Origin of the sequence: Bartonella sp. TT110JLCBS, assembly GCF_042193405.1 — a bacterium.
In the GTDB taxonomy this organism is placed as follows: Bacteria; Pseudomonadota; Alphaproteobacteria; order Rhizobiales; family Rhizobiaceae; genus Bartonella.
In genome coordinates this window covers 208,271-224,077 of sequence record NZ_JBHILT010000001.1, presented here as the reverse complement: position 1 = coordinate 224,077, position 15,807 = coordinate 208,271, and the positions used below count along the sequence as shown (strand labels likewise).

The following is a 15,807-nucleotide window of genomic DNA, read 5'->3' as shown; positions in this document are numbered from 1 at the left end:
TAAATAATCATTATTTAATAAAAAAGAATATTTCATATATTAAACAAACAACATATTCGTAATAAACGGAATGGTCCTGAAAAATAATACAAATTGTCCGAAAAATGAACGGGAAAAGCTTTCTTTTCTCTCTAATATTACATGGCATAATGCTAATCAAAGCAATGAGAAAAATCAATTCCAAGGCATCAAATTCATACAAGAGTTTGTTAGACACCTTCCACATAAACCAGGGGTTTACCGGATGATTGGTGAAAATGGTGATATTCTCTATGTTGGCAAAGCCCGTAATCTCAAAAAACGTGTTTCAAACTATACACGTGAACAAGGACACAATAATCGTATTACCCGTATGATTCGTGCAACATATCATATGGAATTTATCGTCACCCATACAGAAACAGAAGCACTCCTTTTAGAAGCCAATCTCATCAAAAGATTGCATCCGCATTTTAATGTACTCCTGCGTGATGATAAAAGTTTCCCTTATATTATGATTACAGATGATCATCGAGTGCCTGCACTTTACAAACATCGTGGTGCTCGAATACGAAAAGCTCACTATTTTGGTCCTTTTGCTTCTGCTGGTGCAGTGACACAAACAGTTCATGTTTTACAACGCGCCTTTTTATTACGAACCTGTACTGATTCAGTTTTTGAAAACCGTACACGCCCCTGTTTGCTTTATCAAATTAAGCGATGTTCTGCACCTTGTACTCATGAAATTAGTGACAGTGATTATAAAGAACTGGTGAAAGGAGCAAAAGCGTTCCTTTCGGGAAAAGATCAATCTATTAAAAGCGATATGGTTCAAGCTATGCATAAAGCCGCAGAAAATCTTGATTTTGAACAAGCAGCTTCCTATCGTGACCGCTTATCAGCCCTTTCTCACATACAAAGCCATCAAGGTATTAATCCTCAAACGATAAAAGAAGCGGATGTATTTGCAATTGCGCAAAAAGAAGGAATGACCTGTATTCAAGTGTTCTTTTTTCGCATGGGGCAAAATTGGGGAAACCGTGCCTATTTTCCTAAAGCAGATCCCTCTTTTTCCCGCACTGAAATTTTAGCGAGTTTTCTTGCCCAATTTTACGATGATAAACCACTTCCCAAAAGTATCCTTTTATCTGAAGAAATTGAAGAAAAGACACTTCTTACAGAAGCATTTAGCCTCAAAGCAAACCACAAAGTATCCCTCTCTTTACCCAAACAAGGTGAACGGAAAACTCTTGTTAATCATGCCTATCTCAATGCTCATGAAGCACTTGAACATAAGCTTTCTGAAACAGCCACCCATACAAAATTGCTTCAAGGTCTTGCTAAAACATTCCAACTACCTTTTCCTCCACGCCGGATAGAAGTCTATGACAATTCTCATATCATGGGAACAAATGCTGTAGGGGCTATGATTGTTGCTGGTCAAATGGGATTTATTAAAAATCAATATCGAAAATTCAACATTCGCTCAACAGATATCACGCCTGGCGATGATTTTGGCATGATGAAAGAAGTGATTAAACGAAGATTTTCACGCCTTATCAAAGAGTATGATCTGCCAAGTAGAAGTCATAACATAAAAGATGATGATCTTTTTCCCATTTGGCCTGACCTTATCTTAATCGATGGTGGTGAAGGACAAATCAACAGCGTACATGCAATACTTGCTGAGTTACAATTAAATGATCTCTTCACAGTTGTTGGAATCGCCAAAGGTGTTGACCGTCATGCAGGACGTGAAAGATTTTTTATAAAAGATATTCCCCCCTTTACACTTCCTCCACGTGATCCTATCCTCTATTTTTTGCAACGTCTGCGTGATGAAGCACACCGTTTTGCGATTGGAACTCATAGGATAAAACGAAAAAAAGCAACATTCAAAAACCCACTTGATGAAATCGAAAATATCGGTCCAACAAGAAAGCGTGCATTGCTTCATCATTTTGGAAGTGCCAAAGCTGTTGCTAGTGCCTCATTTGAAGATTTAAAAAAAGTTACGGGAATCTCTATGACAATTGCACAAAAAATTCATAACCATTTTCATGAAAAATAGGCTTGTTTCATAACCTTCACCTTGTTACGTTTAGGAAATATATTCTCTTTCACAAGAATTAAAAATGGCTCCATGAAAAATCATACTTTTTCTTTTCCAAATATTTTAACTTATGCACGAATTGTTGCAGTCCCAATGGTCGTTGCATGCTTTTTTTTAGAAGGGCGACTACAATCAAGTGATATCACTCGCTGGATTGCTGTTTCCATTTTTATCGTTGCATCCATTACTGACTTTCTTGACGGTTACCTTGCTCGTATTTGGGAACAAACATCCAATATTGGTCGCATGTTAGATCCAATTGCCGATAAACTTCTCGTCTCTGCTTGTTTGCTCTTGCTTGCCGCAGACAGTACTATCGCTGGGTGGACACTATGGGCAGCTATTATCATTCTTTGCCGAGAAATTCTTGTATCAGGATTACGTGAATATTTGGCTGAATTAAAAGTGAGCGTTCCAGTTTCTCGTCTTGCAAAATGGAAAACTTTTGTACAGATGATCGCTATTATCTTTCTTTTAGCTGGACCAGCCGGTAATAAAATTTTCCCTTACACAGTAGAGTTTGGCATTACTATGCTGTGGATTTCTGCCCTCCTTACATTGTGGACTGGTTGGGATTATTTTCGTGCAGGTTTAAAGCATGTTATTTTGTGAAAGAATATGTAAGATTTATAAAGATAATTTACCTTTTTGCCCTTAAACGAAAGAAGAAAACACGTGAAGCTCACTTATTTTTAATCTATTCACGATCAATCAATCAAAACACTTCTTTTGCACTTCACAAACGAAGCTGGCGTATAGATAAAAGCTCTTTATGAAAAGATTCAACATGCTTTTTATGTCTCCTCGCAAAAGCAGTTACAGCATTAAAAGCTGAAAAAAACGATGAATACTCCATATCCTTTCAAAAAAAATCTATAATCTTATAAGCAAAAAACCGAAACATAATATTTCGGATTTTTGCTTCTTATATACGCTTTATTAACCAACAATTTCTACCTCAGAAAACCAAAAAGCGATTTCTGTTTTTGCCGTTTCAGCACTATCGGATCCATGGACAGAATTTTCGCCAATCGATAAAGCATGAACCTTACGAATTGTCCCTTCTTCTGCATCACTAGGATTCGTAGCTCCCATTACTTCACGGTTTTTAGCTATTGCATTTTCGCCTTCCAAAACTTGTACAACGGTTGGACCAGAAGACATGAATTCAACCAATTCACTAAAAAAAGGGCGTTCTTTATGAACAGCATAAAATTTTTCAGCCTCACGTTTGCTCATCCAAACACGTTTAGACGCAATAACACGTAGCTCCGCATCCTCAAGCATTTTAGTAATTGCGCCAGTCAAATTACGACGGGTTGCGTCTGGTTTAATCATCGAAAAAGTACGCTCTAAAGCCATTTACTCACCTTTATTTCATTTATAATATTCTCTGACTGTTTCTATAGCGAGCAAGGAGCCCTTTGCCAAGTGACTCTGCAAAAATCTATACAAATTCTCAAAAATATAGAATGAATTATAAAGAAGACTTCAATAGAAATAAAAATACCTATAATTGCTCCTCCCATCATAAAAATGCACTACCGACCCTCAGCAAATGCTGAACTTCTTTTATATTCCTCAACGCTTTCCATCAAAATTATCATTGAGATCAATCAAAAAATAACCATATACTTAGAAACTATAGCGTACACCTATAATTCCCTGAAGGGACTGTTTTGTTTTACGCCCTTTAATATAATGGGCCTCACCATATAACTTTAACTTCTCACTCACTAAACTGCTTAAACCTATTCCTAACTTACCTGCATTCCCCGATAAGTCCGTGGTAAATGAATGCCGTTGATTAATTAACGTTTGATTGTCATCTTTATTCTCACGCAACCATGCTGCTGTAATATACGCAAATGATGAAGAATCCATGCGAGAACCAAATTCATATCCTAAAGATAAGCCAACCTCACTGCGTAATGAAGTAAATGGACGCATGTCACCTGTCATGTCATTCGATAACTTGATTTCTTTACCCTCAACTTGCAACCATGTAAATTGTCCATAAGGCTGAAGCCAACTGCTCTGTGACGTCTTAAGTCGATAACCTACTTCAAAGGAAGTTCCCAATGCCCTTTGTGTATAACTGCCTTCAATCCCTAAACCATTCGTTGAAACGGCTTTTAGAGTATTTTGATAATGATTGTATTTTAAAATACCATCGAGATACCATCCACTATGATCCAAATAAGTGACATAAGCGCCAATACCATAAGTATTGATACCACTGATCCCACCCCGTGCATGCGCAACACGGGCATGATCATAACTACCAAAACCACCTATATAAAACTCTCCATTTTCCCATTCGCTTAAACCATTGATCCCTAAAACGATACCGGTCTGATCTAACTTAAAATCTATATGCTCTGCAGCAACACTCTCTTTAGATTTAATCGCATAGGTCCATAAAGCTGCATTCTTTTTACTTTTATCTAGAATCCCTCTTCCCGCACGCACTGTTTGCATTTCGTTGTGAAACACCATCGCTGGAGCTACAGACATAGACAATACCGCATCTGTAGAGGGCGTGGTCAAAAAGTGAGAAACTGAAAGCGTCTCACTCAATTGTGGAGAAGGTTGTTCTTTATGAACTAGACGCAAAATCATTTGATCGGCTAAAGATTGAGAAGATTCTGAAACAGAAGTTTGTTGCCCTTCATCAGAAAGAGAATGAGGACTGGCTAGAGGAAACACCAGACGATTCTGATTTTCTTGAGAGGGAGATACCGAGAGACTAGTGACATTTTGTGCTTCTCTTAAATGACGTGGAGGCCGTGGTTTAGCTGGTTGTTTTTTAGTAGGTTTACGAGAACCGGTAGTTTTTCCTCTAGAAGAAGCACCTTCATCAGACAATGCAAGAGGAATCTTCGTTTTTTTGTTTACACACTGTGTTTCAGTACTCGAACGTGTCGTACCTTCAGAGGCAGAACTTAAATACCAAATTGTAGAATAACCACTAGAATCAGCACATCTTTCTCTCTTTCGTAAAACATACTGATAGGCTCCACCATCAACAGCTGTAATATAATTACCCGAAAGATCTTCCAGAGTAAAATTAGCGCCTCCAAATTTATTAGTAACTAAATTAATCTCTGTGGTCCAACCATTTTTCTGAGAGATAGGACCTGTAATTTCACGACCAGAATCTGCAACGCTTATTTTGTGATTACCTGAACCTTCATCAATCGACAAGTAATCACTTGCATCACCCGTAGCACTAATATTAAATTGAAAATGCAAACTTCCTGAAAGTTTCTCAACATGAAGTGAAATATGTCGTGGATCATACGGTATAGAAGTAAAAATAACAGTCCCATTCTGCCCCCCTAAATCTTCAATTTCAATCTGAGGTTTTTCTCCTATATTCCGTTCACCAACCTCAAATATTGTTTCTTCAACTCTGTCCTTTATAGGAATTTTTTTCTTAGTCGTATGATTTGTCCTATCACCAGCGAATAAATAAAGTTCTCCGTGATCATTGACCCTTACTTCTCCAACGACATCTTTTATACCAACATGGAACCACGACTTAGCAGAGTTGTTAACAGTCAGACCATCCACAAACCCTTCAGGATATACAACTTGAATAGCATGATCTTTCAAATTAGTAGCAAAAGATTCTCCTAACGCTAAAACGTGCTGTCTCCCATTCCCAGAAACCTCAGCATACATTGATTTCCCTCCCTCTTTTCTTTCTCCTGCATAAAGATTTTGTTCTCCGTTATCTCCCACTTTCGTATACCACACCCACGCTTCATCATACACATTCTGCTGTCCCACTGCTCCACCGCCGCCAGAAACTGTGGTATTAGAAGCACTGCTTTTTCTCACCACGCTTGTAAGATCAATATTTTTCTCTTCATGAACAAACTGCATACCTCCAAGGATTTTAGCATCTATTGCATTTCCTCCACGTGTAACTATTTGCATCCCTCCTTTTTCAATAGTGGATCCCATGGAAGTTTTTCCATTTTCAACAATTTCAACACCACCACTTTCGATCTTAACATTATTGTTGAAAAGGGTTGTAATCAGTGCTGAACCTTTTGGTACCTTCTCTCCACTTCCCACATTTTCTAATCTTTTTAACTCTTCATTCCTGTTTTCAACTGCACTTGCAACTTGTACAAGACAACTACTGATCATCAATACTGAAAAACTCAACTTATGTTTATACTGCATTATCGACACTCCACTCTCAATTATTTAGAAAAATATCCCACGGCTACGTAGGTAACTCGCCTTAGATTGTATCGTAATGTGTTTTATTTATGTTTAAAAACACTTTTTAAGTGTATTTTTTAATATAAACAACTTTAAGTTGTTTATCTATGAGCTACTAGAAAGTTCTAACTTACGGCTGAAAATCTTAATAAAATTCAAATTGTTTAATTGAATTCAAGGAACAATTTTCAATATTTGAAGTTAGATGAAAGAAATGCTCGTGCCTAACGAGGTCACGTCCTTCACGGAATACAGAACGCCATTGGGTTGTACATTCACGCGCTTGTTTTAAAGAGATATCTCTCAACGCACCCGAACCCATTTCGCGACGTCATCCATGAATGGTATACCGGTAAAGCCATTGCGTCCCCAATCTTTACGCTTATGAAGAAGCGAGCCGATATCATCATACACTTTGCCATCCCAATGTTGTGACAGCCCTTGACACTAGAGAAGATTCATAAGAGACATTTTTACTCTTTTCTTGTATAGTTTTTATCCACACGTTCATCCCACTTGTGATGTGCCAAGCGAATAATTTTGATTGATTCAACATAAACAGATTTGGAATGAGAGAATCCTATGATACTCGAGACTCTCATTCAACATGCATAGAAATGAATTATTATTATAAATTCAGTATGTTGCCTTTAAAAGAGAGAGTATAAAGATACCCTTACTGTTTGAGTAGATCTCTACACTCTCGAGAAGACAAAATCGAGCGTTATCTGTTTAAGCTTGCAAAACAATTACATTTGTAAAATTAATCAGCCATGTACACACATATTTAGAAACTATAGCGTAATCCTAAAATACCTTGAAGAGCATTCTTAATCTTATGTCCTTTTAGATAATGTGCTTCCGCATAAAGTGTTAGTTTATCATTGACCGAACCGTTTAAACCAATTCCCAATTTACCCGCACTGCCTGATAAATCTGTAATAAATTTATACTGGTTATTAATTGTCGTATAATTATTATTTATATTCTCACGCAACCAAGCTGCCATAATGTAAGCTGTTAATGAAGTTTCTGAATTCACAAAAAATTCATGTCCTGCAGTCAATCCAACTTCACTGCGGAATGAAGTTAATGGGCTTAGATCACCTATCATTTCATTGGAAAGTTTTATTCTTTTACCTTCAACCTGCAAACCTGTTAGCTTGATATAAGGCTGCATCCAAGTATTCTGTGCCGGTTCAAAATAACAGCCAATCTCAAATGATCCACCTATCGCCCACTGATTGTAATGACTTTGAATAGCTAATTTATTCGTTGATATGGCTTTTAAATTATCTCGGTAATAATTATATTTCAAAACACCATCCATATACCATCCACGATGATCAAAATAAGTTGCGTAAGTTCCAATGCTATAAGAGCTCAGATCACTATCACCACCTCGTGCATGAGAAACACGTGCTTGATCATAACTCCCAAAACCACCAACATACAACTCTCCATGCCTTAATTCACTCAACTGATCAGCACCAAAGACTAAACCTGTCTGCCCAAGCTTAAAGTGTGTATGGCCTGTCGCAACACGTTCTCTGCTCTTAATCCCATAAGTCCATAGTTCGATATCTTTCTTATTTCTGTCCCAAATTTTTCTACCATTCCGTACAACTTGCAACTCATTATTAAAAATAAGTCCAGGGACTACGGACAACGTTAACACTGCATCTGTAGAGGGGGTTGTTGATGTTTCACCAGGAAAAAAAGGATCTGTCGGATCTGGAATAGAGGTTTCTGGCCCACTGAGGCGGTCTGCCGATAAAAACCACACTTTTCCATTTTCATCCTTTCTTTCTTTCAATCCATACATATAAGTTCCACCATCAATGGCGTTAATTTTTTCACCCTTAAGATCTGTCAGCGTAAAATGCGCTCCACCACTTTTATCCGTAATTAAATCAAGTTTATTTGAAAAAGGATCCGTGATTTCAACTCCAGAATCAGCGACACTTATTGTATGTTTCCCAAAGCCTTTCTCAACCAAGAGATAATCACCACGGTTATGGGCAATCGTAGTATTGAATGCGAAATGTAAATTTCCTGAAAGATTATTCACATGAAGCTGAGAATAATATGGATCAGAACCTGTAAATGAAAAAATAACACTCCCTTCACCACTTAATTTTTGTATCAAAGAACTTTTTCCATCAAATCCATCAGTAACAGAGTACAGTTTTGTATCTTTTCCATTTAAAATAATATCTTCTACTGTGGTGCGTTGTTGATCATTCCCAGCATAAAGATGGATCTGCCCAGAATGGTTTACCTGTGTCTTGCCTTCTAATGTTGCTCCAGCATGCACCCATGATTTTGTTTGATCATTCATTGTGAGATTTTTTACAGATCCATCAGTATCTATTTCCTGAATAGCACTCTCATTTAAAGTGACTCCAATAGCCTGACCGCCTTTTAAGATACGTTGTTTACCACCACCAAAAACTTCTGTGTCAAATGCAAAACCACCATTTTTTGCACTTTGAGACTTTTTTCCAACCTCTTGGACACCCCCTCGCATAACTTTCGTATTCCAAACTTTTCCGCCATCATATACTTTTTGTTGGCCTAGTGTTTCATCTTGACCATAAATGACAGTATGAGAAGCACTACTGCCTTTAATCTCTCCTCCAATATCCCCCTCACCGAAAACAAGCTGCTCACCACCATAAATTTTAGTCCCTTCTACTTTTCCTCCATTTCCAACACTTTGGTGTCCGCCTTCTTCAACAACAGCATTTTTCGAAAAACCTTGTTTTCCCTTCAAAGCCTGAACATTTTCAATTCCACCATGTTCAATTTTACTATTCTCACTGAGTCCTCCTGCATACACATAAAGCTCTGCACCATTCCTTACAGTGTTATTAATGGATCGCCCTGGACTATCAATCTCGCCATCATTTGAAATGTATGCTTTACCTTCATTATCAAGGATATAATTTTCTAGCAATGCCCCATTTTTAATGGAGATAAGCTCAGGTTTTTTAAGAAACGCAGTATTTTGTTTTTGTGTATTATATCCAATATTGTCACGATGACTGCTGTCAAACTCCTGTTGACTCATAAACACTCTAGCACCCTTATCCATAATAAAATCGCTAGGCTTTTTTAAAAAGCCTAATTCATTGCGCGTTCTTACCATGACATCATTAGAGGCTCCAAGTATGCATCTTGCTGATTTCATATCCTCATTGTATTGATCGTGAAATACTTTATCATTTTCATAACTTGAAGATTGACAAAAAAGCGGTGCCCCCCCCTCATTTGCAGCAGCAGCTTGCACAAAACAGCTGCTCAACATGAGTATCCAAAAATTTCGTTTCCATTTATATTGTAGAGCCATATCCTCCCCCCTTCACGCCTGCATAGACACTAAACGTAATTAGCTCTACAAAACATATTTTCAACCTTAGATTGCAATAATCCTTCTTAAAAATCCCCCTTATCTCATAAAAAACCGTTCTTTATAGTTTTTAAATATTTTTTTGATCAAGAATATAAGAGCGCTTTTATAGTGCTTCTTTAGCATTTTCTCGGAGTTTTCTTATCAAAGATAAAAAGTAATGGATAATCAAGTATATAAGGGTATACAGTTTATCATGAACAACGAAGCTGCGTGCTCTGAAAAATTGTTCTCTGAACCTTTAATTAAAGACCTTTAAAACAATCATATATGTAAAGATAACTAAAAAATAACCATATACTTAGAAACTATAGCGTACACCTATAATTCCCTGAAGGGACTGTTTTGTTTTACGCCCTTTAATATAATGGGCCTCACCATATAACTTTAACTTCTCACTCACTAAACTGCTTAAACCTATTCCTAACTTACCTGCATTCCCCGATAAGTCCGTGGTAAATGAATGCCGTTGATTAATTAACGTTTGATTGTCATCTTTATTCTCACGCAACCATGCTGCTGTAATATACGCAAATGATGAAGAATCCATGCGAGAACCAAATTCATATCCTAAAGATAAGCCAACCTCACTGCGTAATGAAGTAAATGGACGCATGTCACCTGTCATGTCATTCGATAACTTGATTTCTTTACCCTCAACTTGCAACCATGTAAATTGTCCATAAGGCTGAAGCCAACTGCTCTGTGACGTCTTAAGTCGATAACCTACTTCAAAGGAAGTTCCCAATGCCCTTTGTGTATAACTGCCTTCAATCCCTAAACCATTCGTTGAAACGGCTTTTAGAGTATTTTGATAATGATTGTATTTTAAAATACCATCGAGATACCATCCACTATGATCCAAATAAGTGACATAAGCGCCAATACCATAAGTATTGATACCACTGATCCCACCCCGTGCATGCGCAACACGGGCATGATCATAACTACCAAAACCACCTATATAAAACTCTCCATTTTCCCATTCGCTTAAACCATTGATCCCTAAAACGATACCGGTCTGATCTAACTTAAAATCTATATGCTCTGCAGCAACACTCTCTTTAGATTTAATCGCATAGGTCCATAAAGCTGCATTCTTTTTACTTTTATCTAGAATCCCTCTTCCCGCACGCACTGTTTGCATTTCGTTGTGAAACACCATCGCTGGAGCTACAGACATAGACAATACCGCATCTGTAGAGGGAGTAGTCAAAAAGTGAGAAACTGAAAGCGTCTCACTCAATTGTGGAGAAGGCTGTTCTTTATGAACTGGACGCACAATCATCTGATCGGCTAAAGAGTGAGAAGATTCTGAAACAGCAGTTTGTTGCTCTTCAGCAGAAAGAGGATGAGAACTCGCTGGACCTGAGACTTCAATAACGTGACTTCCAAGAGAGGAAACAGTTGGAGATACAAAAGCTGGAGATCTTTGACTCAAGTTTTGGCGGTTTTTTCTTCGACGTAGCAATTTAATAACATGCGCTTGTGGTGCTGCAATCGTTGAAAGAGAAGAAACTGATTGATTTTGATTTAAATGCCGCACAGATCTGCTTCTACTACGTGGTAAACTGTTGAGAAATGAAACATTATCAATAAATACTGCAGATAAATACCAAACTTTTTCACCCCCATCCTCATCAATTCTCTGTTTTAAACCATACGTATAGGTTCCGCCATCAATAGTTTTAACATTTGCACCAGAAAAGCTTCTCAGGGTAAAATGTGCGCCACCACTTTGATCAAAAATTAAATCAAGTTCTGTTGAAGAAGGATCAACAATTTCAATACCGGAATCTAAAATACTTATTGTATGAAAACCACTCCCATTCTCAATAAAGAGGTAATCACCTTTTTCTTCTGCAAGGCTGACATTAAAGTTAAAATGTAGACTCCCTGCTAGATTATCAATGTAAAGCTGAGAGTAATATAAATCATCTTCAAAAGAGGTAAAAATGACTTTTCCTACACCGCTTAACTGCTGAATGCGTGTACTTTTGTCGTCAAACCCACGAGCAACGGAGTATAATTGAGCGTCTTCTCCGTTTAATTCAATGTTTTCTACTATAGTTTGTTGACCATCGTCTCCAGCATCAAGATAGAGCCCACCAAAATCCTGAACTTTTATTTCTCCTCCTAATATTGCACCAAGAGAAATCCATGAATTAGCATTACCTTCAATCGTTAGATTCTTTACAATTCCACCTGCATAGACTTCTTGAACACCACCAGTGCGTAAAATGACTGTATTTGCTTCACCTCCTGCTAAAACACGCTGCACACCCTCTGAAAAGATTTCAGCATTTACAGCTAAACCGCCGGCTTTTTCCGCAAAATTATCATCATTAGGAAACCACTTAGCAAGAGTTTGTATTCCTCCACTCATCACTTTTGTTCTGACAACCATTCCATCATCGTATACATTCTGCTGTCCCAGTGTGTCACCTTGACCATAAATTGTCGTATCATAAGCACTGCTCCCAACAATTCCACCGTCCACATACCCATCTCCAAAAACAAGCTGCTCCCCACCATAAATTTCAGCTCTCAATGCGGTTCCTCCTCCCTCCACTTTTTGTTTTCCACCCTCGTAAATAATCGTAGATTCTGAGATCCCCTGTTCCCCTACAATCTCAGTACCACCATTTTCAATGGTTGTATTTTTACTGAAACCACCAGCTTCAACATAAAGTCTTCCTGATCCCTGAATTGTATTATTAATAGACTTCTTAAGAACACCTTGCTCTCCATCATCAGAGACATAAACTACGTTATCATCACCGAGCAAAGAGCTTTGTAGAATTCCTCCTCCTTCCCCAATGCTGTAATGAATTACATCAGAGATACTAAAATCTTTTGACGATGTCATATTTTCTTCTTTTTCAGGAAGCTTATCTATAGGCGACTCCACATGAGGTGAAGGAATTACAGGAGCAGAAGTTATTTGTGATGTAGCCAAAGACCAAGTCTTTCCCCCATTATCATCTTTTGTCTTTAAGCCATACATGTAGGCTCCACCATCAATCGTACTCGTCTCTTCACCAGAAAAATCTGTCAGAGTAAAATGCGCATTTCCGCTTTGAACATGAATTAAATCAAGCTCCAAAATTAAGTTCTGATTTTGTAGAAGAGAATTGGTCATTTCAACACCAGAATCGATAACGCTGATGGTGTGATGACCTGCTCCTTGTTTTATCAGAAGATAATCACCACGCTGTTCTGCAAAATTAGTATGCAACCTAAAATGTAAACTCCCTGAAAGATCATTGATCTCAAGTTTGGAGTAATGTGGATTAAACACGGTAGAAGTAAAAATAACACGACCATTCCCACTCAGATTCTCAATCAAAGAACTTTCACCATCCATCTTGGAAGCAATCGCGTACAATTTTGTATCTCTGCCATTTAAAACAATTTTTTCTACTTCAGTACGAGACTGCTCTGCACCAGCATAAAGATAAATCCGTCCAGAATCATTAACCGTTGTCTTTCCTTCCAATGTTGCGCCATGATGTAACCACGATTGTGCTTGATCCTTAATGGTTAAATCTTTTACATAACCTCCTAAATCTATTGCCTGAAAAGCAGTCCCGTCTAAAAGAACGCCAATCGCGATTCCTCCCGCTAAAACATGTTGCTGTCCACCAGAAAAGACCTTCGTATCAAATGCAAAACTGCTATAATCGTTTAGATCCTCTTCTACATAAAGATTTTGTATCCCTCCTTCCATGATCTTTGTGTTAAAAACCTCTCCATCATCGTACACATTCTGGTATCCTAGCACTCCATTCTCACCAGAAACGATAGTGTCATAAGCGCTGCTTCTTACCATCTCACCTTTGATATCAGACTTTCCTGAAACAAACTGCTCACCACCGTAAATTTTAGCCCCTTCAGCTTTTCCCCCCTCTTTAACCTTTTGTTGCCCACCTTTATGAACAATAGTATCCTGTGAAAGACCCTGTGTTTTAATAAGCTCAGAGCCACCTCTTTGAATTGTCGTATACAAGCTAAAACCACCGCTATAAACGGAAAGCTTTCCACCATCTTTAACTGTATTACTAATTGAAGTTTCTCCATTGCTATCAACTTCCTTGCTACTCGTGTCAAAGCTAGGATCTGCAATAGAAACAGTTGTTCCTTGATCAATTGTGAGTTCTGTAAGTAAATCACTTGATGAACCAGTATATGGTTTCAATACACTATCAAAAACTTGAGAAGTTGTCTCATCAATGGTGTGGTTTGCATCTAAGTACCAAATTTTACCAGTACCCTTATTGTTTCTATGTTTCAAACTGTACCGATAGGTTCCGGCATCAATAGCTCTGATTTTTTCACCAAAAGTGCTTGTTAGAGTAAAATGAGCGTTTCCACTATGATCAGAAATTAATTTAAGCTTTTTGTAAGAAGAATTTGTAATTTCACGCCCAGAATCAGCCACACTTATTGTGTGAGAACCAGAGCCCCTTTTTTTAATCACAAGATAATCACTAAGATGCTTGGAAAAGTTGACATTAAAATCAAAATGTAAAGAACCTGAAAGATCATCTATATTAAGTTGAGAATAATGCTTATCAGCCCCAGAAGATGTAAAAATAACTCTACCACTTCCCGTTAAATTCTGGACATTAACCTGAGATTTTTTACCATTATCTTCAACAGCAATAATGTATAGTTTGGTATCTTCTCCATTTAAATTAAGATTTTCTACTTCCGTAACAGCTTCACCATTTCCAGCATAGAGATAGAGGTTGCCAAAATCATTAACATTTGTATCCTTATCTAATATTGCACCAGCAAAAACCCATGACCTTGCTTGATGATTAATTGTTAGATTATCCGCATATCCAGAATCATATATATTCTGAATAGCTCTATCGTATAAAGTAACTTCACTCGCATTCCCTCCTGCAAAGATATTCTGCGCACCATTTTTAAAAAGTTCTGTACTAAGTGCAAAAGCCCCCTCATTAATTGTAAAATCTTCACCCTCTATATCAGTATCTTCTGCAAAGCCGTTATTAGAATTCTCTTTACCATCAAGATTCTGGACACCGCCTCTCATAATCTTTGTGTCAACAGCCATCCCCCCACTATAGACACTTTGTAGTCCTAGCATTCCATTTTCAGCATAAATTTCGGTGTTATAAGCACTACTTGCCTTATCTTTACGCAACAAACCAGATCCAAGACTTCCCTTACCAAAAATAATCTGCTCGCCACCATAAATTTTAGCACCTTCTGCATTTGCACCACTCTCAACAATTTGTTTCCCCCCTTTTTTAACAGTAGCATATTCTGAAATGCTCAAGTTTTGGACAAACTCAATCCCACCATGCTCAATTGTCGTATCCCTGCTAACACTTGCTGCATCAATGTAAAGTTTTCCACCCTCCTGAACCGTATTATTGATAGAATATCCAGCGTCTTCATAATTAAAGCTATTTACTTTTTTACCAGAGCCCTCAGAATCACGGTCAGTAATATAAACGGCAATATCATCATAAATTATTGAATTTGTGAGTACTTCAAAGAATAGGTTTTCTAATCTCTTCCTTTCCTCTTCTGAAGGATTACTTCCTTCTGCTCTCTGTTTATTCTCTATCCTTTTTGATCCCCCCTTTTTTTCTTTTAATCCTCTCACTTCCAATAACAACTTTCTTGTCTCTTCTAGATGTTCACTGATACTTACTGGTGTTAATAACTTTTCTCTTGGTGTAGCTACTTCATCTGCACTCGCAATCTTAACAAAAAAACCACTGGTCATTAATGCATAAAAACTTAATTTCATTTTGCGGTGCATTATTCACACTCCATAATTTCAAATTTAAATTCCCCCCATTTAGAAAAAAAGTGCATAGACCAAAACAACACAACGTAATTGCTCAACCTCATGTCTTTTAAGATAGCAAATCATTCGATGGATTAAGCTCTGATAGACGAAATATACACCTTGTGTTTTAAAATGTATGCACAACTAAAAGATTTAATTTTCTTTAGATACGCTTTAAAAGTGTTATAATTACATGCATGAAAAATTTTTTAATATTTTGAAACACTAAAC

The 15,807-nt window shown here is 37.5% G+C and carries 6 protein-coding genes and 1 pseudogene; 2 read left to right on the top strand and 5 right to left on the bottom strand.

Translation table 11 applies throughout. The features are described from left to right. Positions 1-70: 70 nt before the first annotated feature. Both uvrC and pgsA read left to right on the top strand, forming a co-directional pair. Positions 71-2,050, top strand: coding sequence for an excinuclease ABC subunit UvrC (gene uvrC / locus ACFILW_RS00925; protein ID WP_375622176.1), 1,980 nt, complete (start codon positions 71-73; stop codon positions 2,048-2,050). A 72-nt stretch (positions 2,051-2,122) separates the two neighbouring features. After that, the gene (pgsA, locus tag ACFILW_RS00920) at positions 2,123-2,704 is read left to right on the top strand and encodes a CDP-diacylglycerol--glycerol-3-phosphate 3-phosphatidyltransferase (RefSeq protein WP_375622177.1); all 582 of its coding nucleotides are present in this window, start codon (positions 2,123-2,125) and stop codon (positions 2,702-2,704) included. Between the two features lie 327 nt (positions 2,705-3,031). Here pgsA and ndk read toward each other — a convergent pair whose 3' ends face one another. The 5 genes and pseudogenes from ndk to bafA (ACFILW_RS00895) form a co-directional block, all read right to left on the bottom strand. Then, on the bottom strand, positions 3,032-3,454 hold the full coding sequence (ndk, locus tag ACFILW_RS00915) for a nucleoside-diphosphate kinase (protein WP_375622178.1): 423 nt from the start codon (positions 3,452-3,454) through the stop codon (positions 3,032-3,034). A 273-nt stretch (positions 3,455-3,727) separates the two neighbouring features. Then, entirely contained in the window at positions 3,728-6,289 is a 2,562-nt protein-coding gene (bafA, locus tag ACFILW_RS00910; RefSeq protein ID WP_375684932.1) for a BafA family autotransporter, read from the bottom strand. A gap of 256 nt (positions 6,290-6,545) precedes the next feature. Beyond that, a pseudogene (locus ACFILW_RS00905) lies at positions 6,546-6,842 on the bottom strand (Arm DNA-binding domain-containing protein); the annotation flags it as partial. Positions 6,843-7,118: 276 nt separating this feature from the next. Further along, entirely contained in the window at positions 7,119-9,683 is a 2,565-nt protein-coding gene (bafA, locus tag ACFILW_RS00900) for a BafA family autotransporter (RefSeq protein WP_375684931.1), read from the bottom strand. A gap of 361 nt (positions 9,684-10,044) precedes the next feature. Then, positions 10,045-15,546 (bottom strand): BafA family autotransporter, encoded by a 5,502-nt coding sequence (bafA, locus tag ACFILW_RS00895; protein WP_375684930.1) that lies wholly within the window; start codon positions 15,544-15,546, stop codon positions 10,045-10,047. Between the last annotated feature and the right edge of the window lie 261 nt (positions 15,547-15,807).